28 protein-coding genes are annotated in these 23,870 nt (G+C 38.4%); 10 read left to right on the top strand and 18 right to left on the bottom strand.

The annotated features are described in order from the left end of the window. Positions 1–37: 37 nt before the first annotated feature. A complete protein-coding gene (locus BLS35_RS08725) occupies positions 38–259 on the top strand; it encodes a LapA family protein (RefSeq protein ID WP_254778771.1) in 222 nt (73 codons plus the stop codon). Between the two features lie 126 nt (positions 260–385). On the opposite strand, the gene BLS35_RS08720 is transcribed toward BLS35_RS08725, so the two are convergent. The 5 genes from BLS35_RS08720 to BLS35_RS08700 are packed head-to-tail and all read right to left on the bottom strand — an operon-like array spanning position 386 to position 4,182. Then, positions 386–1,552 (bottom strand): O-succinylhomoserine sulfhydrylase, encoded by a 1,167-nt coding sequence (locus BLS35_RS08720; protein WP_090779916.1) that lies wholly within the window; start codon positions 1,550–1,552, stop codon positions 386–388. A 5-nt stretch (positions 1,553–1,557) separates the two neighbouring features. After that, positions 1,558–1,974, bottom strand: a complete 417-nt coding sequence (locus tag BLS35_RS08715) for an OsmC family protein (RefSeq protein WP_090779915.1) — start codon at positions 1,972–1,974, stop codon at positions 1,558–1,560. 8 nt (positions 1,975–1,982) lie between these two features. After that, positions 1,983–2,786 carry a 4-(cytidine 5'-diphospho)-2-C-methyl-D-erythritol kinase gene (gene ispE, locus BLS35_RS08710; RefSeq protein WP_090779913.1) on the bottom strand — a complete coding sequence of 268 codons (804 nt, stop codon included), beginning with the start codon at positions 2,784–2,786 and terminating at the stop codon, positions 1,983–1,985. A gap of 47 nt (positions 2,787–2,833) precedes the next feature. Further along, entirely contained in the window at positions 2,834–3,493 is a 660-nt protein-coding gene (locus BLS35_RS08705) for a Uma2 family endonuclease (protein ID WP_090779911.1), read from the bottom strand. Between the two features lie 35 nt (positions 3,494–3,528). Beyond that, positions 3,529–4,182, bottom strand: coding sequence for a Uma2 family endonuclease (locus BLS35_RS08700; RefSeq protein WP_090780388.1), 654 nt, complete (start codon positions 4,180–4,182; stop codon positions 3,529–3,531). A 237-nt stretch (positions 4,183–4,419) separates the two neighbouring features. Here BLS35_RS08700 and BLS35_RS08695 point away from each other — a divergent pair, with 237 nt between their 5' ends. The 5 genes from BLS35_RS08695 to BLS35_RS08675 all read left to right on the top strand — a co-directional run bounded on the left by BLS35_RS08695 (position 4,420) and on the right by BLS35_RS08675 (position 11,168). Beyond that, entirely contained in the window at positions 4,420–5,214 is a 795-nt protein-coding gene (locus tag BLS35_RS08695) for a thymidylate synthase (RefSeq protein ID WP_090779909.1), read from the top strand. Next, entirely contained in the window at positions 5,211–5,696 is a 486-nt protein-coding gene (locus BLS35_RS08690; RefSeq protein WP_090779907.1) for a dihydrofolate reductase, read from the top strand. The genes BLS35_RS08695 and BLS35_RS08690 overlap by 4 nt, the downstream gene beginning before the upstream one ends. A 113-nt stretch (positions 5,697–5,809) precedes the next feature. Further along, positions 5,810–8,782 (top strand): protein translocase subunit SecDF, encoded by a 2,973-nt coding sequence (secDF, locus tag BLS35_RS08685; protein WP_090779906.1) that lies wholly within the window; start codon positions 5,810–5,812, stop codon positions 8,780–8,782. Between the two features lie 201 nt (positions 8,783–8,983). Next, complete coding sequence (locus BLS35_RS08680; protein WP_090779904.1) at positions 8,984–10,309, top strand: NAD(P)/FAD-dependent oxidoreductase; 1,326 nt, start codon at positions 8,984–8,986, stop codon at positions 10,307–10,309. Continuing rightward, a complete protein-coding gene (locus BLS35_RS08675) occupies positions 10,287–11,168 on the top strand; it encodes a hydroxymethylglutaryl-CoA lyase (RefSeq protein WP_090779902.1) in 882 nt (293 codons plus the stop codon). The genes BLS35_RS08680 and BLS35_RS08675 overlap by 23 nt, the downstream gene beginning before the upstream one ends. Positions 11,169–11,170: 2 nt before the next feature. Here the strand turns inward: BLS35_RS08675 and BLS35_RS08670 are convergent, their stop codons facing one another. Both BLS35_RS08670 and fbaA read right to left on the bottom strand, forming a co-directional pair. Continuing rightward, a complete protein-coding gene (locus BLS35_RS08670) occupies positions 11,171–11,599 on the bottom strand; it encodes a GNAT family N-acetyltransferase (RefSeq protein WP_090779900.1) in 429 nt (142 codons plus the stop codon). Positions 11,600–11,699: 100 nt separating this feature from the next. After that, entirely contained in the window at positions 11,700–12,779 is a 1,080-nt protein-coding gene (gene fbaA, locus BLS35_RS08665) for a class II fructose-bisphosphate aldolase (RefSeq protein ID WP_090779898.1), read from the bottom strand. Positions 12,780–12,957: 178 nt separating this feature from the next. On the opposite strand from fbaA, the gene accD reads away from it, so the two are divergent. Continuing rightward, positions 12,958–13,803 carry an acetyl-CoA carboxylase, carboxyltransferase subunit beta gene (gene accD, locus BLS35_RS08660; RefSeq protein ID WP_090779896.1) on the top strand — a complete coding sequence of 282 codons (846 nt, stop codon included), beginning with the start codon at positions 12,958–12,960 and terminating at the stop codon, positions 13,801–13,803. 65 nt (positions 13,804–13,868) lie between these two features. On the opposite strand, the gene BLS35_RS08655 is transcribed toward accD, so the two are convergent. The 3 genes from BLS35_RS08655 to glmM form a co-directional block, all read right to left on the bottom strand. Further along, a complete protein-coding gene (locus BLS35_RS08655) occupies positions 13,869–14,132 on the bottom strand; it encodes a hypothetical protein (protein WP_090779895.1) in 264 nt (87 codons plus the stop codon). Positions 14,133–14,203: 71 nt separating this feature from the next. Continuing rightward, on the bottom strand, positions 14,204–15,352 hold the full coding sequence (locus tag BLS35_RS08650) for a cysteine desulfurase family protein (RefSeq protein WP_090779893.1): 1,149 nt from the start codon (positions 15,350–15,352) through the stop codon (positions 14,204–14,206). Between the two features lie 6 nt (positions 15,353–15,358). Then, positions 15,359–16,747 carry a phosphoglucosamine mutase gene (glmM, locus tag BLS35_RS08645; RefSeq protein WP_090779891.1) on the bottom strand — a complete coding sequence of 463 codons (1,389 nt, stop codon included), beginning with the start codon at positions 16,745–16,747 and terminating at the stop codon, positions 15,359–15,361. Positions 16,748–16,917: 170 nt separating this feature from the next. Here glmM and BLS35_RS08640 point away from each other — a divergent pair, with 170 nt between their 5' ends. From BLS35_RS08640 to BLS35_RS08630, 3 genes are read left to right on the top strand one after another with little or no spacing between them, the layout of a single operon-like run. Continuing rightward, entirely contained in the window at positions 16,918–17,649 is a 732-nt protein-coding gene (locus BLS35_RS08640) for a class I SAM-dependent methyltransferase (RefSeq protein ID WP_090779889.1), read from the top strand. After that, a complete protein-coding gene (locus tag BLS35_RS08635) occupies positions 17,646–18,209 on the top strand; it encodes a phosphatase PAP2 family protein (RefSeq protein WP_090779887.1) in 564 nt (187 codons plus the stop codon). Before BLS35_RS08640 ends, BLS35_RS08635 begins: the two co-directional genes overlap by 4 nt. After that, the gene (locus tag BLS35_RS08630) at positions 18,209–18,946 is read left to right on the top strand and encodes a ZIP family metal transporter (protein WP_090779885.1); all 738 of its coding nucleotides are present in this window, start codon (positions 18,209–18,211) and stop codon (positions 18,944–18,946) included. The genes BLS35_RS08635 and BLS35_RS08630 overlap by 1 nt, the downstream gene beginning before the upstream one ends. Here the strand turns inward: BLS35_RS08630 and BLS35_RS08625 are convergent. The 8 genes from BLS35_RS08625 to nusB form a co-directional block, all read right to left on the bottom strand. Next, positions 18,943–19,392, bottom strand: a complete 450-nt coding sequence (locus BLS35_RS08625) for a MarR family winged helix-turn-helix transcriptional regulator (RefSeq protein ID WP_090779882.1) — start codon at positions 19,390–19,392, stop codon at positions 18,943–18,945. The two genes, BLS35_RS08630 and BLS35_RS08625, sit on opposite strands and share 4 nt — an antisense overlap. Positions 19,393–19,403: 11 nt before the next feature. Further along, positions 19,404–19,562, bottom strand: coding sequence for a DUF5522 domain-containing protein (locus tag BLS35_RS27705; RefSeq protein ID WP_165973282.1), 159 nt, complete (start codon positions 19,560–19,562; stop codon positions 19,404–19,406). After that, positions 19,562–20,503 (bottom strand): exonuclease, encoded by a 942-nt coding sequence (locus BLS35_RS08620; protein WP_090779880.1) that lies wholly within the window; start codon positions 20,501–20,503, stop codon positions 19,562–19,564. Before BLS35_RS08620 ends, BLS35_RS27705 begins: the two co-directional genes overlap by 1 nt. Then, on the bottom strand, positions 20,500–21,096 hold the full coding sequence (gene coaE, locus BLS35_RS08615) for a dephospho-CoA kinase (RefSeq protein ID WP_090779878.1): 597 nt from the start codon (positions 21,094–21,096) through the stop codon (positions 20,500–20,502). The genes BLS35_RS08620 and coaE overlap by 4 nt, the downstream gene beginning before the upstream one ends. Next, the gene (locus BLS35_RS08610; protein ID WP_254778767.1) at positions 21,096–21,953 is read right to left on the bottom strand and encodes a CdaR family protein; all 858 of its coding nucleotides are present in this window, start codon (positions 21,951–21,953) and stop codon (positions 21,096–21,098) included. Before BLS35_RS08610 ends, coaE begins: the two co-directional genes overlap by 1 nt. 194 nt (positions 21,954–22,147) lie before the next feature. Continuing rightward, the gene (gene yajC, locus BLS35_RS08605) at positions 22,148–22,471 is read right to left on the bottom strand and encodes a preprotein translocase subunit YajC (RefSeq protein WP_090779875.1); all 324 of its coding nucleotides are present in this window, start codon (positions 22,469–22,471) and stop codon (positions 22,148–22,150) included. A gap of 20 nt (positions 22,472–22,491) precedes the next feature. Continuing rightward, positions 22,492–22,959 (bottom strand): DUF1573 domain-containing protein, encoded by a 468-nt coding sequence (locus tag BLS35_RS08600; protein ID WP_090779873.1) that lies wholly within the window; start codon positions 22,957–22,959, stop codon positions 22,492–22,494. A 6-nt stretch (positions 22,960–22,965) separates the two neighbouring features. Next, on the bottom strand, positions 22,966–23,859 hold the full coding sequence (gene nusB, locus BLS35_RS08595) for a transcription antitermination factor NusB (protein ID WP_254778765.1): 894 nt from the start codon (positions 23,857–23,859) through the stop codon (positions 22,966–22,968). Positions 23,860–23,870: the final 11 nt, after the last annotated feature.

Genomic DNA, 23,870 nt, shown 5'->3' with positions numbered 1-23,870 from the left:
AATTATCGTTCTCACAGCTCTCTTTACTATTTTTCTAATGATGAACACAGATGCTGTACAATTTGACTTCATCTTTCTGAAAAAAGACATATCGAAGCTTGTGGTGGTGGGCGTTTGTACTTTTGTAGGTTTTGTACTTGGCTTTTGGGCAGGTCGACCTAAAACAACCGTAACCTCATACGATAAGGAAATCGAACAACACAGTGACACGGTTAACAAAAGCACGCTAAGCGATGAAGATCGCGATTACATCAATTAGGCCTGATCAATATTTGGAAGCCGAAGTATACGAAATAAGATTACCTAAAAAACATTGCATAAAAAAAAGCGTGGCACTGTTTCTAAATTGAAACGACACCCACGCTTTTTTTTCTACGGAGAAAACTTAAGCTAAAGCTTGTTTGATATCTCCAAGAATATCGTTGATATGCTCTAAGCCAATTGACAAACGAATTGTTCCTTGCTCAATTCCCACCTGCAAACGTTCCTCTTCCGTTAGTTTTGAATGCGTACTGGTTGCCGGATGCGTAGCGATAGATCGTGTATCACCCAGGTTAGCAGAAATCGAGAACATTTTCAATTTGTTCATAAAACGACTTGCCGCTTCTACACCGCCATCAATCACAAGCGTTACGATGCCTCCACCCTGCTTCATTTGCTTTTTAGCAATTTCATACTGCGGATGTGAAGGTAAGAAAGGGTACATTACCCTTTTAATGCTGGCGTGACTTTCTAAAAACTCAGCAACTTTTAATGCATTTTCGCAATGTCTATCCATACGCACTGCAAGGGTCTCTAAACTTTTAGACAACAACCATGCGTTAAATGGCGACATCGAAGGACCACTGTGTCTGGCAAAACCTTCGATTTCTTTGATCAAAGCAACAGAGCCTAAAATGATCCCACCCAAAGTACGACCTTGTCCATCTATAAATTTAGTTGCCGAATGAATAGAAATATCAGCTCCTAATTTTATTGGCTGCTGCAAATATGGCGTAGCAAAACAATTATCAACTACTAACAACACACTATGTTTTCTCGCCAATTTAGCCAACCACTCCAAATCGATGATATCGATTCCAGGATTAGAAGGTGTCTCTACAAAAATAATTTTTGTATTCGGCTGTATACCATTTTCCCACTGCTCTGTTTTATCCAGATCTGCGTAAGTATAGGTAATACCCCATTTCGAAAAAACATTACTAAACAATTGATGCGTTGAACCAAATACTGAGCGACTCGATAATACGTGATCACCAGACTTTAGAAAAGCTGCAAGTGTGGTAAATATTGCCGCCATTCCTGAAGCAGTAGCCCAACCAGCTTCCGAACCTTCAAGGGCAACCATTTTATCAATCAACTCCGTTGTATTTGGGTTGGCATAACGACTGTAAACATTCCCTTCCTTTTCATTGGCAAAAAGCGCACGCATATCTTCCGCATCGTCAAACTTGTAACTTGACGTTAAATACAACGGCACTGAATGCTCTTTATACTGTGTTCTTTCTGCCTGTAAGCGTATGGCAATCGTTTCGAAATTCTCTTCTTGCATTTTATTTATTGATGAATGGTATAGGTAAAATTAATGGTAGCAGAGCGACCTAAAATATTTGACACAGAGCAGTACTTATCAAAAGTCATTGCTAAAGCGCGTTCCACTTTTTGCACACTTAATGTGCCATAAAGCTCAAAATGAATATCAATCACATCAAATATTGGTGGCATCTCTTCGTCTTTACGGGTCGCCTTAATGGCAATTTTTATATCCTCCAAAGGCTCCTTTTGCTTGGTCAGCACATTCACCACATCAATACCACTACATCCACCCAAACCAACTAAAAGCATTTCCATTGGTCTGAAGCCTTTACCTTCACCACCAATTGCAGGCTTAGCATCCAGCTCAACTTTAAACCCTGCAGTATTTTCTGCTTCAAAATTAAACTTACCGCTTTTACGTACTAAATTAATCTCCATTTTAAGTATCAAACATTATAAAAAACCTTGTTGTTTCTTTCAAGTTCCGGCAAACTGACCTGGCGATCAAAAATTGCATAAACACTAGAACCGCTGCCACTCATGAGTGAGAATAACGCACCAGATTGGTATAAACTTATTTTGACCTGTTCAATCTCCGGATATTTTGAAAACACAGAAGGCTCAAAATCATTTTTCAAATTAGACTTCCATTCTGTTATAGGCAAATGTATTAAATCTTTTACCGATCTACTAGGAATTATAGGCTTTATTCCAGCATAAGCATCTGCTGTAGCCACGTGAATGGGCGGTTTTACCAAAACGAGATTAAATTTTGACAAATCTATTGCTATTGAACTGAACTCATCGCCTTTACCGAAAGCATAAGCTGGCTGATTCTTGATAAAAAAAGCACAGTCAGCTCCCAAAGGTCGCGCATAGTCTCGCATCGCCTCGACAGATAGCCCCAACTTGAATTTATCATTCACGAGCTTAATCAGATTAGCCGCATCCGATGAGCCTCCACCCAATCCCGCACCAATCGGAATATTTTTAAGTAACGTAATTTGTTGCGCAGGTAAATCGAAATCCTTTTTCAGTACCTCGAATGCTTTCATACAAAGATTATCTTCCATATTACCCGGCACATCCATTCCCTTAACAATGCAAGTCGTTTCATCCGCATCAGTAAGTTCAATAACGTCGTATAACTTTACTGGATAAAAAACCGTTTCGATGTTATGGTAACCATCAGCCCTTTTTTGAGTGACGTCTAAGCCAAGGTTTATTTTAGCATTTGCAAAAGCAAGCATGTATGTTGCATTTAATATTAGAGCTGCAAACTTACAAAAAACTCGACTTACTTCATCAAACCAAACACCTCATCAATATTTAATCGAAAGCCCGGCAAAATATCAGAAACAAACTCACTTCCCCCTTCATACAATTCGCCAACTACAAACAGCCCTTCACTATTCAGCACATACTTTAAAAAAGTTCGTTTTTTAGGATGAACAATCCAGTATTCCCGCACACCATACTCTTGATAGATTTCAAACTTATTTTTCAACTCCTTCTTGTTGTTACTTGGCGACAGTACTTCCACTACTATATCTGGTGCACCAATACAACCTCGCTTATCTAACTTGGCCTCATCACAGATCACACAAATATCAGGCTGCAAAACGGTATATACATCTTTATCTGCCTTCGACTGATCCGGAAAACGCACATCAAACGGTGCGGCAAACACCTCACAGGAATGATCTTTTAAAAATAAATACATCTCAAATTGAATCCTCCCAAGTACTCGCTGATGGTTTGGAGATGGAGCAGACATTTCAAATATCTTCCCTTTAATCAACTCTAGTCGCTCCACAATCTCCCATTTCAAGTAATTCGCGTAAGAATAAGTACCTGAAATATCAATATCGCTGACTTTGCGTACTACAGGCTCCTTTTGGATGTAAGACTTTGGCTTTTTAGCGCGCCCAGCACTTTTCACTTTATCATCATTCATAATTTAAATCATTATAAGTTCATCAAAACAAATTATTAATCTTCAAACACCTCATTCATATTTAATCGAAAGCCAGGCAAAAGATCTGAGACAAAATCGACATCCCCATTATAAGGTTTGTCAGCTATAAAAACCCCGTCAGCATTGCGTACATACTTCAACAAATACCGCTCATCCGGAAACACGATCCAATATTCACGTACACCATACTCTTCATAAATCGCAAACTTATATTCCAGATCTTTTTTATTGTTGCTTGGGGATAAAATCTCCACAACGATATCTGGAGGCCCTACACAACCCCTCTTATCTATTTTGCTCATATCGCAAACAATAGAAATATCTGGTTGCAAAACCGTGTAGACATCCTTATTTCGTTTAGAAACATCAGGAAAGCGCACATCAAAAGGTGCAGGATATATCCTACAAGGCTGCTTTTTTAAAAAGTAATAAAGTTCACCCGATATCCTACCCGAAACCAGCTGATGAAAAGGAGCAGGCGCTGCCATCTCAAACACCTTCCCTTTAATAAGCTCCAAGCGCTCATCAAACTGCCAACGCAAATAGTTCGCGTAAGAATAAGTCCCAGAAAAATCAATATCACTAACCCGACTTACAATGGGCTCCCGTTTTGGATAAGCTTTATTCTTTCCAAGCTTACCTAAATCATCGATTTTGTCATTTTTCATAAAAATATAATCTATAACAAAAATAAATAACTCATTTAAATAATAAAAATATTCAATAAAGATTTTCAAAAATAACTAATAGTTAATTCTAAACTAAAAGCGGTAGCTCAACTGCAAAGAACAATATGTAAAATCTGCCAGGCTGATGAATATGGAATAACTACAAGATGTTGGATGCTTCAAACATTCCATATATTATGTACTTTTGTCTGGGGTTTACCTCCATTTTAAACAATTATGAAGCAATATTTAGATTTAATGCAGCATGTGCTGGACCATGGCACACAAAAACATGACCGTACCGGCACTGGAACAATTAGCGTATTTGGCTATCAGATGCGATTTAACCTTCAAGAAGGTTTCCCTATGGTGACCACAAAAAAACTGCATTTAAAATCCATCATACATGAGCTGATCTGGTTTTTGAGCGGTGACACCAACATCAAATATCTAAAGGACAATGGTGTAAAAATATGGGACGAGTGGGCAGATGAAAATGGCGACCTGGGTCCTGTTTATGGTTCGCAATGGAGATCATGGCCTAAACCTGATGGTGGCCATATCGATCAAATTGCACAGATTATAAATACCATTAAGAATAACCCTGATTCAAGAAGGATTATTGTTTCAGCATGGAATGTAGCAGAAGTTGAAAACATGGCGCTTCCACCTTGTCATGCTTTCTTCCAGTTTTATGTAGCTGATGGAAAATTGAGCTGTCAACTGTATCAACGTAGCGCCGATATATTTTTAGGCGTTCCGTTTAACATTGCATCCTACGCTTTGCTCACGATGATGGTAGCTCAGGTATGCGGTTTACAATATGGCGACTTTATTCATACGCTGGGTGATGCGCATTTATACAACAACCACATTGAACAGGCCAAGCTACAATTGAGTCGTGATCCTAAAAAATTACCAGTGATGCACATCAATCCTAAAGTGAAAGATATCTTCGATTTTAAATATGAAGATTTTACCCTAACGGATTATGATGCCCACCCACATATTAAAGGAGCAGTAGCCGTATGATCGTATCCGTAGTTGTAGCTATTGCCGAAAACAATGCCATCGGAAAAGACAATCAGTTGCTTTGGCGTTTGCCAGCCGATTTAAAACATTTTAAAGAAATTACTTCTGGCCATACCATTATAATGGGACGTAAAACCTTCGATTCTATTGGAAAGCCATTACCAAACAGACGCAATATTGTAGTAACCAGAAAAGCTGGGTTACAAATACCAGGTGCGGAGGTGACGAGCAATATTGAAGATGCAATTGCCCTTTGCACAACCGAGGAAGAAGTATTTATTGTTGGTGGTGCCGAAATCTATAAAGCAACCATGCCGATCACTAATCGCATCTATCTTACCAAAGTTCATCAAAGCTATGAGGCCGATACCTTTTTCCCTGAAATTGATTTCGACCTCTGGGAAGAAACAAGTGTAGAAAAACATCTTCCAGATGAAAAAAATCCTGTAGCTTACACTTTTTCGACACTTCTACGCAAATAGTTGAGCCTCTTTAATAAAAAATCAATAAGGTGGCCTATTAATTAAAAAAATAATTAGATTTGCCGACTTGTTAAAAAAATATATAGCATATATAGACTAATAATTACAAACAAATGCAGGGTAAAGGTTTTATTAAATTTATGGCAATACTATTAGGTATTGTCTGTGTGTATTCTCTCTCATTCAACTTTGTTACCTCTAAGGTTGAAAAAGACGCAAAGGCTTATGCTAAAGGAGACGTCGAAAAAGAAAAAGCTTATTTAGACTCAATGGCCACTGTGCCGGTTTATCCGCTTTTCGGTTTTAATTATCAGTTCTGTAAAGGAAAAGAAATCAACCTTGGGTTAGACCTTAAAGGTGGTATGAACGTAACGATGGAAATTTCGTTATCTGAACTAGTTAAGTCTTTAGCTGGAAATACCGATGATCCTAATTTTAACAAAGCATTAGCTACTGCACAACAACAGCTAAATGCAGGTGGTAAAGATTACATCAATTTGTTTGTTAACGAATTTGAAAAATTAGAACCAAACAAAAAACTTGTAGATTTTTTCTCTAATCAGGACAATGCAAAACTGCTAAAGCCAGATGCTAGCAATTCTGAAGTTAAAAGCTTTTTATCAAAAGAAGCAACTAGTGCTATCGATCGTTCATTCATTATCATCAGAAGCCGTATCGATGGTTTCGGTGTTGTGAGTCCGAACATGCAAAAACAAGAAGGTACTAACCGCATCCTAATTGAGATGCCAGGTGTTCAAGACAAAGAGCGTGTTCATAAATTATTACAAGGTTCTGCAGAATTACAATTCTGGCAAGTATACCAAAATGAGGAAGTATATCCTGTTTTGGAAAACATCAACAAAACTCTTGCATTAACTTTAAAAGATACTACATCAGTTGCCGGTGCTGCAAAAGATACTACTGCTAAAGGCGGAAGTAAATTAGCAGGATTAGCTAAAAAGACTGATGCTAAAGATTCAACAAGTTTAAAAAACAACGAGGCTGCAAAATCAAATCCATTATTCGCAGTTTTAAACATCCCTACTTATCAAGGTGAAAACGGTCAACCTGCATTACGTCCAGGACCTGTTGTTGGTTGGGTTGCTCAAAAAGATACTGCTAAAGTAAACGCATTCCTTAAAAGACCAGAAATCGCTTCTATCATTCCACAGACTTACAAGTTCATGTGGGGTCTTAAGCCTGCTGATCTAGGAGCTCAATCTCCAAGTAAGATTTTTGAATTGTATGCAATCAAAGTTACTTCTTTAGATGGCAAACCAGATTTAGGTGGTGAAGCAATCAGTGATGCTCGTCATGATTACGATCAACATGGCAAACCAGAGGTTACCATGTATATGACTGGTGATGGTGCTGCTAAATGGAAAAAAATTACTGCTGAAGCTTCTGCTGATGCAAGCAATAAAAAAGCAATTGCTATTGTTTTAGATAACACAGTTTACTCTGCTCCTACTGTTCAGAACGAAATCCCTAACGGTATTTCTTCTATCACTGGTAACTTCACAGTAAACGACACACAAGATTTAGCCAATATCTTAAAAGCTGGTAAATTACCTGCTCCTGCAAGAATCGTTGGTGAGTTCGTAGTTGGTCCATCTTTAGGTGAAGCTGCTATTCATAATGGTTTATTATCATTTGTACTTGCATTTGTTGTGATCTTGATCTTCATGGCGATGTATTACAACAAAGCTGGATGGGTGGCTAACCTTGCATTGGTGATCAACTTATTCTTCATCATGGGTATATTGGTATCACTGGGTGCTGTACTTACTCTACCTGGTATTGCTGGTATCGTATTGGTAATCGGTTTATCGGTTGATGCAAACATCCTGATCTTTGAACGTGTAAGGGAAGAGCTTACTTTAGGTAAATCTACTCCAGTAGCGATCAAAGAAGGTTTCAAACATGCAATGTCTTCTATCATCGATTCAAACGTTACCGTATTGGTATTGGGTGTTATCCTTTATGTATTCGGTAGCGGTCCTGTTCAAGGTTTTGCAACTACCTTATGTATCGGTATCTTATCATCATTGTTCTGTGCGGTATTGATCTCACGTTTGGTATTCGAAACTTTGTTAGATAAAAAAGTAGACATTACTTTTGGTAACAAATACACAATCCACGCATTTAAAAACATTGCTTTCAACTTCGTTGGACACAGAAAACTTTATTATTCTATTTCTGGAATCATCATCCTTTTAGGTTTCATCTTCTATTTCAAAAATGGTGGTTTAAACCTTGGTATTGACTTTAAAGGTGGTAGAACTTACATTGTACATTTCGATAAAGGAATGCATACTGAAGATGTAAAAGCTAAGCTAGCTGATGTTTTCCCTGAATCGGAAACCATTGTAAAAACAGCCGGTGCGGATAATGAATTAAAAATCACAACTACTTTCCACATTACTGACTCAGATATTAACGCTGATAAAACTGTTGAAACTGCATTAAAGGCAGGTTTAGCTAAAACAGATGTGAAATACAACATTGTAAGTAACGAGAAGGTAGGTCCAATCATTGCGAGTGACATCCTTTACAGTGCTTACGGTGCTATCTTATTCTCTTGCTTAGTGATGTTTATCTACATCGTGGTAAGGTTTAAGAAACTAAACTACGGTTTAGGTGCGGTTATCGCTTTGTTCCATGACGTATTATTGGTACTATCTTTCTATACCATTTTAGACGGTGTGCTTCCATTCTCTTTAGAGATTGGTCAGGATTTCATCGCTGCGATTTTAACGGTAATGGGTTACACCATGACTGAAACGGTTGTTGTATTTGACAGGATCCGTGAGAAATTAGCAGAACAAGGTAAAGAGGATTTACATGGAAAAGAAAGAGAGACATTAATCAACTTTGCGTTGAACAGCACATTGAGTCGTACTATCTTGACTTCATTAACTGTATTCTTTGTATTGTTAGTGATCTTTATCTTCGGTGGAGCAAGTATCCGCGGATTTATCTTCGCCTTGTTAATTGGTCGTATCATTGGTACCTACTCATCATTGTGTATCTCTACTCCAATTGTATTAGACTTAGGTGAAGCCAAAGTAAAAGGCAAAAAATAATATTAAGTTTAAAACTTATCATCAAAGGCATCCTGAAAAGGATGCCTTTTGTTGTTTTAGGTCTAATTGTTGCTATGTATATTTATTGAACCCGACATGATTCAAATAATTGTTAAGCACAGAGGGCAATAGTTATTTGAATCATCAAAGGCTCCATCTGACAACAAAAAACAATAAAATAAATAGATGAAACCCAATACTATGGAGCAACATTTCCCAAAAGGCAACAAACCAAGAATTGTTATTGTAGGCGGAGGATTTGGCGGCATCGAATTAGCGAAGAAACTGTGTAGTAAAGCAGTCGAAGTGATCATGCTCGACAAACACAATTACCATACTTTCCAGCCTTTACTTTACCAGGTAGCAACAGGAGGTCTAGAAGCTGATTCTATCGCCTTCCCCTTAAGAAAGATCTTTAAAGGACATAAAAACTTAACCTTTAGAGTAACCGAAGTCAAAAAAGTAGATGCAAGCAAAAATACAATTGAAACCTCTATTGGTCCAATTGAATATGATTATCTGGTATTGGCTACCGGATCTACAAGTAATTTTTTCGGGCAGAATGAAATAGAGCGAAATGCCATGCCCATGAAATCTATTCCGGAAGCTTTAAATCTGAGAAGCTTGATTTTGCAAAATCTGGAAGCGGCACAGATTCCAGGAAACCCGGAATTAAAAAAGCAGTTGATGAACTTCGTAGTCGTTGGCGGTGGACCAACTGGCGTGGAAACAGCTGGAGCATTGGCAGAATTGAAAAAACATGTACTAAAAAGTGATTATCCTGATTTAAACATTAACGATGTAAATATATATTTGATTGAGGGCTCGCCAGAACTATTAGGCAATATGTCTGTTCAGTCTCAGCAAAAATCTGCTGAATTTTTAACAGAACTGGGCGTAATCATCATGAACAATTCCAGAGTCCAGGCTTACGATGGGAAAGTTTTAAGCTTGCTGGACGGCCAACGTATCCCCTCTTCAACAGTTATCTGGTCGGCCGGGGTAAAAGGCGTATTACTTGACGGGCTGAATCCCGAAATAATAGTCAGAGGAAATCGATTGAAGGTAAATGAAGTAAACCTTGTCGATGGTTACGCTAACATTTATGCCATTGGCGACGTTGCGGCCATGATCACCACCGAATTTCCAAATGGACACCCAGGAGTAGCTCCCGCTGCCATACAACAAGGAAAGCTGTTGGCTAAAAACCTCTTAAACGTAATAGAGAAAAAACCACTGGAACCCTTTGAATATACAGACAAAGGTACAATGGCCACTGTTGGAAGAAACAGAGCGGTAGTAGACTTACATAAGATCAGGTTTCAGGGCGTATTTGCCTGGTTTACCTGGATGTTTGTACATTTGATGACGTTAGTAGGGTTTAGAAATAAACTGGTGGTATTTGTAAACTGGGTATGGAGCTATTTTAGTTACGACCGGGGCACAAGATTGATTATCCGCCCATTTATCCGCCCAAAAGATTTAGAAGAAATAGAAACTCCTCATGACTCAACAACAATCCATTAAACTAATTGAATGTCCACGCGATGCAATGCAGGGCATCCATAATTTTATAGATACAGATCTAAAAGCGGCTTATATTAATTTATTGCTACAGGTAGGGTTTGATACCATAGATTTTGGGAGTTTTGTTTCACCAAAGGCCATTCCACAGTTGCGCGATACTGCCGAAGTATTGTCGAAACTGGATTTGGGAAGTACTTCATCAAAGCTACTAGCTATTGTGGCTAATTTAAGAGGCGCTGAAGAGGCTTCCACGCATCCAGAGATCAACTACCTGGGTTTTCCTTTTTCGATCTCAGAAACATTCCAGCAGCGCAATACCAATTCCAGCATTGCCCAATCGTTGGACACGGTAAAGCAACTGTTAGAATTGTGCAGCAAACGTGATAAAACAGCTGTGATCTATTTGTCTATGGGCTTTGGAAATCCATACGGAGATGAGTGGAATGTAGAAATTATAGAAAGATGGGCGGATGAACTGGTACAAAATGGCGCAAAGATACTTGCCCTATCTGACACCACAGGTGTATCTACTCCGCAAAAGATAAAAGAGATTCTCCCTTCATTGGTCAAACGTTTTGAGCAGGTTGACCCGGCTAAAAACATTGAAATTGGTCTCCATTTACACAGCACCCCTTATACACGTTTTGAGAAAATACAAGCCGCCTATGAGAGTGGCTGCAGGCGTTTTGACAGCGCGTTGAAAGGATTTGGCGGTTGCCCGATGGCTACAGATGATTTAACTGGTAATATGGCTACTGAAGATCTGATCAGTTATCTAAACAGTAAAGGGGAAGTCTTAAACCTAAATATGGATAAATGGCAGGAAGCCTTACGCTTCTCCGGGAAAGTGTTTTTATAAAACTATGCTTTCTTTACCATTTTAAAGTGCTGGATTCCAGCTTCTTCAAACTGATCTCCTTCGGCTACAAAACCAAAGCGGGAGTACAAACGCATAGCATCCAGTTGAGCATTTAAGTAAATGTATCTGGCACTGTCTGGCAAATCAGCGAGTGCTGCTGCAACCAGGGCCTGCCCTATTCTTTTCCCTCTAAATTCTTTAAGCACAGCAAACCGTTCCAATTTATAACCTGCGTCGGTTTTGCGCCAACGACAAGCACCGCAGGGCACACCATTTAGTTCGGCGACAAAATGGGTTGATACGTCTTCATTTTCCCATTCCAATTCGGGTGGACAGTTTTGTTCTTCAACAAATACCTTCTTTCTTATGGCAAATGCGTTATCCAAATCTGCCTGATTCTTTATTTTAATTACCTGAAGTGCAGTTTCCATATTTAATTTAACAAAAAAGAGCCAATATTGTTAGTTCGAGTAGTAAAAAAAAGCGCCACAAGACTAATCTTGCAGCGCTTTTATATTTTATCGCGATATATTATAATTTATCACTAGCATTTCTGCAATTTAAATCTTCAAATGCTTGCGTTAAGCGTTTAACAAATTGTTCTTCGCCTTTACGTAACCAAACGCGTGGATCATAATACTTCTTATTTGGTTTATCTTCACCATCAGGATTACCGATTTGTGCTTGAAGATAAGCTTCATTCGCTTTATAATAATCCAAAATACCTTCCCACATTGCCCATTGCATATCCGTATCGATATTCATTTTAATGGCTCCATAAGAAATTGCTTCTCTGATTTCTTCTTGTGAAGAACCCGATCCACCATGGAATACAAAGTTAATTGGTTTTTCAGCAGTAAGATTAAATTTCTCTTTGATGAAATCCTGAGAATTTTTAAGAATTACGGGTTGTAATTTAACATTACCTGGTTTGTACACACCGTGAACATTACCAAATGCTGCTGCAACTGTAAATTTATCACTTATTTTGCTCAACTCTTCGTAAGCATAAGCTACTTCAGAAGGTTGTGTATATAATTTAGAGCTATCAACATCACTGTTGTCAACACCATCTTCCTCGCCACCAGTAACACCTAGTTCGATTTCAATGGTCATGCCCATTTTAGCCATACGTGCTAAATATTTAGCAGAGATCTCCATATTTTCTTCAATCGACTCTTCCGAAAGGTCAAGCATGTGAGAAGAAAACAATGGTTTACCATGTTCAGCGAAGAATTTCTCGCCGTGATCTAGCAATCCATCAATCCATGGTAACAATTTCTTAGCAGCATGATCTGTATGTAATACTACCGCTACCCCATAATGTTCAGCCAATAAATGAACATGTTTAGCTGCAGATACTGCACCTAGTACACATGCGTTCAAATTGTCATTGTTTAATGTTTTTCCTGCGTAAAACTGCGCTCCCCCATTAGACAACTGGATCATAACTGGTGAATTAACTGCTTTCGCTGTTTCCATTACCGCGTTGATGGTGTTGGTTCCTGTCACATTTACTGCCGGTAAAGCAAACTGATGTTTCTTAGCCTGCTCAAACAATTCCTGAACAGCATCTCCGTAAATTACGCCTTTATAGCCTTTTAAACTCATTATTTTTAATTTTAGATATGCCGAAGTTATGAAAAATATCAAAGAGGCCAAGTTTATACCTATTATTTTTTACCTAAACCATGCGGTACGTACAATCCCAATTTTTTCTAATGAAAACAACCTTAAACTGTTCTAATTTTTTTTTGTTTCTTTGTACTCGCATTTTTCAACAAATAACATGGCTTGGTTTAAGAGAGAAAAAAAAGGTATCAGTACATTAACGGAAGAAAAGAAAGAGGCACCAGATGGTTTATGGAACAAGTGCCCGAATTGCAAGAAAGCGTTACATAGTGCAGACCTTGTAGAAAATAAATATGTTTGCCAATACTGCAACTATCATTTGCGGGTTGGCTCTAAAGAATATTTTGAGGTATTATTTGATAATAATCAATTTACAGAACTATTTGCAGACCTGACATCAGGAGATCCGTTAGCGTTCACAGACAGCAAACCATATAAAGATCGTTTGATAGAAAGCATGGCTAAAACTGGCTTAAAAGACGCGATCAGGGCTGCTCACGGTAAAGTAGAGGGTGAAGACCTAATGGTTGCCTGTATGGACTTCAATTTCATTGGGGGATCTATGGGATCGGTCGTAGGTGAAAAGATCGCTCGTTCTATTGATTACAGTATTAAACACAAAATTCCCTTCCTGATGATTTCAAAATCAGGTGGCGCAAGAATGATGGAAGCTGCATTTTCATTAATGCAAATGGCTAAGACTTCAGCTAAATTAGCTTTGTTGAGTCAGGCTAAAATCCCATACATCTCTTTATTAACAGATCCTACTACGGGTGGTGTAACTGCATCGTACGCTATGCTGGGCGATATTAATATTGCTGAGCCAGGCTCATTGATCGGATTTGCCGGACCAAGGGTAATTAAAGAAACAATTAAAAAAGATTTACCTAAAGGTTTCCAAACTGCTGAGTTTGTTTTAGAACATGGCTTTTTAGATTTTATAGTTGACCGCAGGGCGATGAAAGCAAAATTGGCGTCATTCCTTAAAATGATGAAAAACTAAGGTTTAGCGTAAAATAAAAAAGAAAGGGTTTGTGTCTGCACAAACCCTTTCTTTTTTACTTCTAATTATATATCTCTTCCAGGTGTAGTTCCAGGTTCATGCCCCGGTCCAAGTGGTCTACTCTTTCTTTTTGGTCTGATAAGGAATTCTGTTCTTCCCATATCCCCAACAGAGGAAGTTTCTCCGCTGTTTAGATCCTTCTCACGAACCCGTTCTTCTGTTTCTTTATAAACAGTCCTCCTGTGTGCGTGTTTTCTGCGTGCTTCCTCTTCCGGTGTTTCTTCTTTAGGTACTACCTTTTTGTCCTCACCCTTTTTTGTCGTTTTCATAATCAAAAGTATTTATGGTAGAAATACAGTTTCCTAATCCATAAACAATTCTGATAGTTTTTCTGTTTTAATTAAACGACGATGTTTTTATCCACAATCTCCTTTACCTTTTCCACTACAAAATCAAGTTCTGCCTTGGTATTGTATTTACTGAATGAGAAACGCACTGAAGGTCTGTTTGGATCAGCATGAATGCCGGTAAGCACATGAGAGCCGATGTTTGACCCTGATGAACAAGCACTGCCGCCCGAAGCAGAAACGCCATTAATATCCAGGTTAAACAACAACATATCAGCCATATCCATTTCTGGGAAAGAAACATTCAATACGGTATATAAACTATTCTCCGGATCGGTCTCTCCATTAAAGGCAATCCCTGGTATTTCTGCAACCAACTTATCCTTCATGTAGCTTTTCAACTCCTGAATATGCTTTTGGTGTTGTTCCATCTCTGCATAAGCAATCTCCAATGCTTTAGCCAAGCCTACAATTCCATATACATTTTCAGTACCACCACGCATGTTACGTTCTTGCGCTCCACCAAAAATCATCGGACTGATTTTAACATTATGGTTTACGAACAAGAAACCTACACCTTTAGGTCCGTGCAATTTATGAGCTGCACAAACAATAAAATGGGCTTTCAGCTTCCTCACATCATGAACATAATGTCCCATTGTTTGCACCGTATCGCAATGATAGATGGCATTGTAAGTTTCACAAAGGTCTCCTACCCTTTCTATATCGGTTAAAGTACCCAATTCATTATTGGCCTGCATTAAGGATACAAAAGAACGTTCGTTGTTTTTAAGCAACTCTTCCAGGTGGTTATAGTCTACATTACCTTTTTCATCAATATCCACAAAACTCAACTTGTCAATCACCCCTTGCTTTAAAAGACTTTCTAAGGTATGCTCAACCGCATGATGTTCTATTTTAGTCGTAATTGCATGCTTAATGTTAAAAGCAGCTATACCACAACGAATTGCTGTATTATCGGCTTCCGTACCACCTGAAGTAAAAAATATCTCGGCAGGTGTTGCATTTAACAATCCAGATACGGTTTTCCTTGCTTTTTCAATCAAAGTACGAACTTCCCGGCCCTGAGCATGAATAGAGGAAGGGTTTCCGTAATAATTGCTCATTACATTCACCATTTCGGCCATCACATCTTTATCTAAGGGAGTGGTTGCTGCATTATCTAAATAAATCCTTTCCATTTTCCCCTAGTTCAGTTTCAATATTTCTTTGATATCGGATATGATCTTTGTGGCCAAACCTTCGGCTACAGTTTCGGTCCCAGCTTCGCTATAAATACGAATAATCGGCTCTGTGTTAGAGCGACGCAAGTGTACCCATTCCTTATCAAATTCAATCTTCAATCCATCAATAGTCGAATTTGGTTGATCTTTGTATTTCTCTTGTACTTTAACCAATAAGGCATCAATATCCATCTCTGGAGTTAATGTGATCTTATTTTTAGAAATATAGTACTCCGGATAGTTTTTACGCATTAAGGAAATAGACTTTCCAAATTTTGCAAGATGCGTTAAAAACAAGGCAATGCCCACTAAAGCATCGCGACCATAATGCAATTCTGGATAGATGATACCACCATTACCTTCACCACCGATCACGGCATTAGTAGCCTTCATTTGATTTACAACGTTTACCTCACCTACTGCTGAAGCATGGTATTCGCCACCCGCCTTTTCAGCAACATCACGTAATGCTCTTGTCGAAGACAAGTTAGATACGGCATTACCAGGTGTGTTTTGAAGGATATAATCAGCAACTGCTACCAATGTATACTCCTCACCAAACATTTCTCCATCTTCACAAACAAAGCACAAACGGTCTACATCCGGATCAACTACGATACCCAGATCAGCCTGTTTGCTCTGCACAACCTTAGCAATTTCAGTCAAATTCTCTGGCAATGGTTCAGGATTATGCGGGAAATGGCCATTAGGCTCACAATATAGTTCGTAAATCGTTTCTACACCTAAAGCTTTTAATAATGCTGGAACAAATATCCCGCCCGTAGAATTCACACAATCAATAGCTATCTTAAAATTAGCTTTTTTTATTGCGGCTACATCAACCAATGGCAACGCCAGGATAATGTCTATATGTTTTTGCAAATAAGTATCATTGGTAATTACCTTACCCAGGCTATCTACATCAGCGAATTCAAATTCAGATTTTTCAGCGATCTCCAACACTTCTTTTCCATCTGCATCGCTAATAAACTCGCCTTTCTCATTTAACAATTTAAGCGCATTCCATTGTTTAGGATTGTGACTTGCCGTTAAAATGATCCCACCACCTGCGTTTTCCATAGGAACTGCAATTTCTACAGTTGGTGTTGTTGATAAACCAAGGTCTATGACTTCAATACCCAATCCTTGCAAGGTTCCTATAACAAGGTTATTGACCATTTCGCCTGATATCCTGGCATCGCGACCAAGAACAATCTTTTTAATGTTGGTTTTGTTAATTACCCATGAGCCATAAGCTGCAGTAAATTTTACAATGTCAATGGGAGTCAAACCATTGCCGGCCACGCCGCCAATTGTGCCCCTTATTCCGGAGATAGATTTTATTAGTGTCAATTCTGTTCAGTTTTCTTCAAAAATAAGAAAAAATCAGGTAACCACTTATTTAACTTTGGTCATAATTAATCTAAATGCAGTTAAATTGCATTTACCACACAAATAATAGTATCTGTTGCAGACCAAAACACTATATTTGTCTTTTTCTAAACATCAAAAGTACTGGCTCTATGCAGCGTAAATGGTTTCAATATTGGTTCAACTCTCCCTATTATCACATTCTTTACAGTCAACGGAATGATGCTGAGGCTGAATTTCTGATTGATAATTTATCGGCTTATCTAAAACCCGCAGCTGAATCCAGAATTTTGGATATTGCCTGCGGCCGTGGCCGTCATGCCATTTACCTGAATAAAAAGGGCTATGATGTAACTGGAATAGATCTTTCGGAACAAAGTATTAAATATGCGCAGCAATTTGAAACAAAACGCCTGCATTTTTATGTCCATGACATGCGGAGATTGTGTTTTATCAATTACTTCGACATTGCGCTGAACCTTTTTACCAGTTTTGGGTACTTTGATAGCGAAAAGGACCATGTAAATGCTTTAAAATCTTTTAGAAAAGGATTAAAAGCTGACGGAACTTTGGTGATTGATTATTTTAACACCCTAAAGATTGTTAAGAACCTTACCTCTCAGGAAACCAAAACTGTTGAAGGGATAGAATTTCACTTAAGTAAGTTTGTGGCCGATGGTAAGATTATTAAGCACATCAATTTTGAGCATCGCGACAAACCTTTTGCTTTCGAAGAGCGCGTACAAGCTTTTCTGCTAACTGATTTTGAAAGAATGTTGGAGAAGAGCGGCTTACAGATCACCGCTAAGTTTGGCAGCTATGGTTTAGAAGAATTTGATGAAAACAAATCAGATCGTTTGATATTAATCTGCAAAAAAGTATGATTGAAAGCTTACAACAATTTGATGTTGAGCTATTTTTAAAGATCCATCGGGGAATGGCTAATCCATTTTTCGATTGGTTACTACCTTTGATGCGCAATAGGTATTTCTGGGCTCCCCTTTATTTATTTATCTTGATTTTTTGCTTTGTTGAATACAAAAAAAAGGGTGCTTATATTGTAGGGATGCTGTTGGTCACTTTTGCCATGGGTGATTTAATTGCCTCGCGACTGATTAAGCCCTTTGTTGCTCGGCTCAGACCATGTAACGAACCTACTCTTGCCAATGAGATCATCCACAGGGTGGGTTGTGGAAGTGGATATAGTTTTCCATCGGCCCATGCCACCAATCATTTTGCCATTGCCGTATTCCTCATTTTTGTGTTTTACAACAAATGGAAACCTATTTTGCCAATAGGTTTGTTTTGGGCCTTTATCATTTCTTTTTCCCAAATCTATGTAGGTGTACATTACCCTATCGACACTATTGTGGGCGCTGTTCTGGGCACTACAATTGGCATATTTACCGCAATAATTTATAGAAAAATACAACCAAAATCATAATGGAAATCTGGAAACTAGTCGTTTTATTTTTCAGTGCTTTTTTAGGAGGCACAGCCATCTTTTTAGTAAAAAGCGACAAATCTCAACTGCTAAAATTAATTCTTTCATTTAGTGGGGCATATTTATTTGCCATCACCGTTTTACATTTAATACCAGACGCATATAGCGGAGCGGATCATGCAGACATAGGCTTATTTATTTTAATAGGGTTTTTATTGCAGATTGTGTTGGAACAATTTTCTGAAGGTGTTGAGCACGGACATATCCACAAGCACAATGAGAATAAGGTATTTCCTTATGGCATTATGATCAGTTTATGCCTGCATGCTTTTCTTGAAGGAATGCCTGTGGCTAAGGATCAGCACAACGCATTGATTTATGGCATCGCTCTGCACCATATCCCTGCTGCTTTTGCATTGGCCAGTATTCTTTTACAGAGTCATTTCAACAGAAACAGTATAATCATCTACATTAGTATCTTTGCCATCATGGCCCCACTTGGTTTTTACGTAAGTTACGGACTGAGCACCGGTAGTATTGGAGGTATAGAGGCGTATTTCAATAAGATTATGGGTATCGTGATTGGTATATTTTTACACATCTCTACCACTATCCTATTCGAATCGAGCGTGGATCATAAGGTTAGCAAGCGTAAGATGATTGCGGTATTATGTGGCGTGGCAATAGCCCTGATCGGTTTTTATACCTCAGGAGGCGGGCACGCTCACGCGCACTAACCTCTCATTTTATCAAGCAGGGCATTCAAGGTTAGGGCTTCCTCTACAGTTAAATTTGAGGCAGTCGCAACCGCAAGGTCTACTTCTTTGTCCATTTTTTCGAGCAGAGCCAGTCCCTTTCCAGTGATCAGAATATCCACTGACCTTTTATCACTGGTACTTCCCTTCTTCAAGGCAAGCTCTTTCTGAATCAGACGGTCTACAATTCTGGAGACATCACACATTTTATCCAGCATCCTAGCTCTTAAAAGACTAGTGGTTGAAGGATTAGGGTGCTGTCCTCTCAGAATCCTTAAAATATTGAATTGCTGGATGGTGATATCATAAGGCAATACCGCCTCTTTTAGCTTATCATTGCACCATCCGTAGGTAAACAAAACATTTACTACTGTTTGCTGGTGCACATTTTCAAATCGAGATGTTTTGATTTCTTTCTGCAGCTGCATCTTCTACTCCTTTAGGTATCTTCTCCTGTTTTTTTAGTTTTTTTCTTACCAAAACCCCAGGGACAATGTTTACATTTATTTTTACAACAATAGCCTCTTTTAAGGTGATATGCTGCTGTAAACACCATTAAACCATCATCATTAAAATAATAGTCCTCACCCTCTTTCATCAGTTAAGCAATTTAACTACCAAATTTCCTTCGAAATGATTTTTTAATTGGATGCCACTACCATGATTGGTCCAAATTTGCGATGGCTTTACTTTATCTACCGTAAAAAGGATGTCGTTCCAATCGGCATGATCAGAAACATACAATTGAATTTCATTGTTATTTTGCAGGTGTTTCCAGCCCGTAGCAAATACCCTGATTACATTAATCGCTTTAAAATAGCTCCTAAACACCATTGGCGGCACCAAATACACCATATTGGTCAGGTTATTTTTCATCACCTTACGATCGTATGGTTCATATTTACCCAAGTTGATGCCCATTTCCTCGTAAATCTTCACGAAAGGCAGCATGCTATGGTGTACCAGTATCCTTTTTTCTGTACAATGGTCATTCATCAAACTAATCAGTCGCTGACATTTACCTAAGGCATAAGCGCCTAACATAATATTACTTTGAGTGCTATTTAATTTCAAGATTTCTTCTTCAGCTACCGGATGTTGAGTACCGGGGTCAGCAAAAGTAGTTTCAGTAATTAACACATCAGCAGTTACAAATTCAATAGGCTCACAAGTCTTATCAGGCTGCAACTTATAATCTCCCGTATAAAGGTATTTTACGCCATTGTACTCCATTAAAACTTGCGCAGAGCCCAAGATGTGTCCTGCTGGTACAAAACTGATCTTGACACCGTTAAGCTCAAATTCCTGGTAATAGTTTTTTAGATAGAATTCTCCACCGGCAAACTTTCTGTAGCGGTGCTTCATAAACAGCGCAGTAGCTTCGGTGCAATATACGTGTAGGTTACCTCCAATGGCATGATCTCCATGCGCATGAGAGATAACCGCATTTTTCACTATTTCTTTGGGGTCTAAATAGAAATCCCCGTAACTACAAAACAAGCCTGTTTTGGTCACTACTATAAAATCATCAAGTATCATTCAGGAATATTTAAAAACAGTTGATGTAAGTTGGTCACTTGAATGATCAATGATTCTGTTTCGTTGTTATTAATAATATAGTCAGACAGTTTTGCTTTTTCTTCGTCGGACATTTGTTTGTCCATACGTGCTTTAACCTGTGCTGCCGTTACCCCATCGCGTTGCATTACGCGTTGCAACCTGGTTTCTTCGGGGGCAATAACCAGGACATTTAAATCGCACATTTTATACGATTCGCTTTCAAATAGCAAAGCTGCTTCTTTGAGAATATAAGGTGTTGAGGCCGGGATTTGCTTAACCCAATTGTCGAATGCCCTAAACACTGCCGGATGCACCAGCTCATTTAATTTGGCCAATTCAGAGGCGTTATTAAAGACAATACCTGCAATGTGTTTGTTGTTCAATACGCCATCAACGCTATAGCTTTCTTCGCCAAACGCGGCTTTCACTCCCTTTACCAGGATTTCATCGCTTACCATAATCTGTTTGGCCACCGTATCGGCATAAAACACGGGTACGCCTAATGTTTCAAACACTTTACAGATTGTTGTTTTACCGCTGCCTATTCCACCTGTAATCCCTACTTTTAACATTACTTTTCAATAATAAAATCAACTTTCTCCGGTACAACATGGAGTACTTTACAAAAATCAGGAAAACGCACTATCCGTACCCTCAGTTTGTTGTGCTTATGATCTTTCCATTCGTTCATATCTACAACTGCCTCGATAAATTCTTCGTTCACCTGATTGTATTTTGATAGGGCTACTAAAAAAATAATTTTCACCTTCTTTGGGTAGAGTTTGATGTTATAATACTCCTTGTTGTTGAGGATCTTTAAAGGAACTTCCAACACCTTTTCTGTGAACTCATCCACAGGCACCTTAACTTCCACGCTTGAAGGGAAAATGCTCACATTCTTCATTTTACTTTGGTTCATCGCCACCATACTTTTAACGGTCGACTGAACATCTTCAACCTTTAGGGAATCTGTTTTCCACTCCTTAATCTTTTCCAACTCCTGCTCAGGTCCAGAAATGGTCACATAGTTGGGTGTAATCTCAATTGGGCTAGAGATCCCGTATTGCTTTGCGAAATTAAGACCAGATACCAGCGTAACTGGTACTCTTTTTACTGTTTTTTGAGAGAAATCAAAGTATAGCGTATCGGGTTTCACAGAAATGATTCTCTGAGAGGTTTCCAGCTGGTTGTTCACATTAATTAACTGTTCTGAAAAAAGGATAAAATTTCTATTGTTTAGTTTTTCCAGACTGATGGCAATGGCTTGAGGCTTGATCCGTAAGCGGGAAAAGAGCAACTGCCAGCCAGTTCCTTCAACCTCCAGATCAACGGTATCAGATTGCAAAGGATGGAAAGCTTTCTTTTGAGGAATGCTATTGTACTTTAAAACCGTTTTAACCGTATAGGGGTATTTATTATTTAAAGCCATAAATAGCCACGCTGCAATTGCGAGAAGCAAGCAGGTAAGTAAAACGAGAATTCGTTTTCGTTCTATTTTTGTCAGTTTTATAAACGGCATTGCTGTAAAAATACAAATAATCTACTACTCTGGTGAAATGCATAAAAGCAAAAGCCTGTACCAAACAAATGATACAGGCTTTTAAAAATAATTTTACAGAAAAACTATGCTTTTGTTTCTTCTGTTTTAGGAGCAACAGCGATAGTTGCATCTAAAGATACTGCAGTCTTATCAAAACGGATTTTGGTACCACCTTCTACTTCGATTAAGAAAGTTGTCTCGTTCATATCAGCTATACGGCCATGAATACCAGCGGTAGTAACTATTTTATCTCCCTTTTTTAAAGCTGCAACCATTTTTTTAAGGTCTTTTGCTTTTTTAACCTGAGGTCTGATCATGAAGAAGTAAAAAACAACCATGATTAAAACCATAGGTATTAATGTGCTTAACATACCGCCTTGGGCTTGCAAAATTACTGTTGATATCATATTATATTGTATAAAGTGTATTAATTAGATTGTTCTTTAACTTCGCCTGTCAAATGTAAACTGGCAATGTGAGGTTGCGCATTAGAAGTAACCGTAATTACTTTATCCTGCATACCTGATTTACCGGTACTATTGAATACGACTTTGATCTCGCCCTCTTCACCTGGTTTAATTGGCTCTTTAGGTACTTCTGGAACCGTACAACCACATGTAGCGGTAGCATTCAGAATAATTAAAGGACTTTTACCTGAGTTTTTAAATTTGTAGCTGTAAGAAACCTTTTCGCCTTGCGTGATTTTACCGAAATCGTAATTTCCTTTTTCAAAGTCCATTACTGCGGCGTCACCCACTGGAACGGCTGCATCGGTATTTGCTCCAGCTACCGCTGCTGATTCGGTAGCAGTACCAGCTGTTTCATTAGTTTTTGTTGCATTTTGGCATGATGCAAATGATATAGCCACCAATGCCAGTACAAAGATTTTTCTCATATTCCTTTATTCTTCTATTAGTCCACGACCAATTTTATGTATGCTATCTGTTCTTTTCAGATCGCCTAAAATTTTGTCCAATATACCGTTAATAAATGAATTACTTTTCGGCGTACTGTAATCTTTTGATAGATCAAGATACTCGTTTATCGTTACTTTAACTGGTATTGAAGGGAAGTTTAACAGCTCACAAATTGCCATTTTCATTAGGATGGTATCCATTAACGCGATACGCTCTGACTCCCAGTTTTTAGTTCTTTCTGCAATCAGCTCCTGATATTCCTTGTTGTTTTTAAGGGTATATACAAATAGATCCTGCACAAATTTACTATCCTCTTCCCAATCCTGACTAATTGGAGTTAGTTTGTTTTTAAACGGATCTTCTGAAGTAAAATTTTTAATAGTTTTAGCAACCATTCCCTGCATTACCTCTTTATCAACAGACCAGTTGATAAACTTATCTTCAAATGCCTGAATAATGTTGTGGCTTTTAAGGATAATTTTTCTGAAAATAAATTTGATGATTGTTTTTGACCCCTCTAAGCTATTGTCTTCGTCGGCCAGGTACTCAGCGTACTCAGGAGTAACTTTTAAAGTATTAAAAATAGCTTTTACAAATTCCGGATCAGACATCCAGTTGATCCTGTACTTGTGGATCGCAGCTAAATAATCTGGATTTTGTTTTAGCGTAACCGCAAATTTGTTGTTTAACAACTTTAAATTCGGGTTAAGGTCATCCGCTGTAGGCAGGTGTTTGTTGGAGCGCTCAATAGCGTCTACTCCTGTATACTCTGTAGTTTCTACTAACAACGAAAGCATGCCAACGTACATTTCGTATACGTCATCAATACTTTGCATTAATGCCTTCTTTGAGGATGCCAGATCTTTCTTGTCTGACATTTGCCATGCAA

The sequence above is a fragment of the Pedobacter sp. ok626 genome, assembly GCF_900100435.1.
Lineage (GTDB): Bacteria > Bacteroidota > Bacteroidia > Sphingobacteriales > Sphingobacteriaceae > Pedobacter.
The sequence above is the reverse complement of the archived record's forward strand: the minus strand, read 5'-3'. Positions and strand labels throughout refer to the sequence as shown.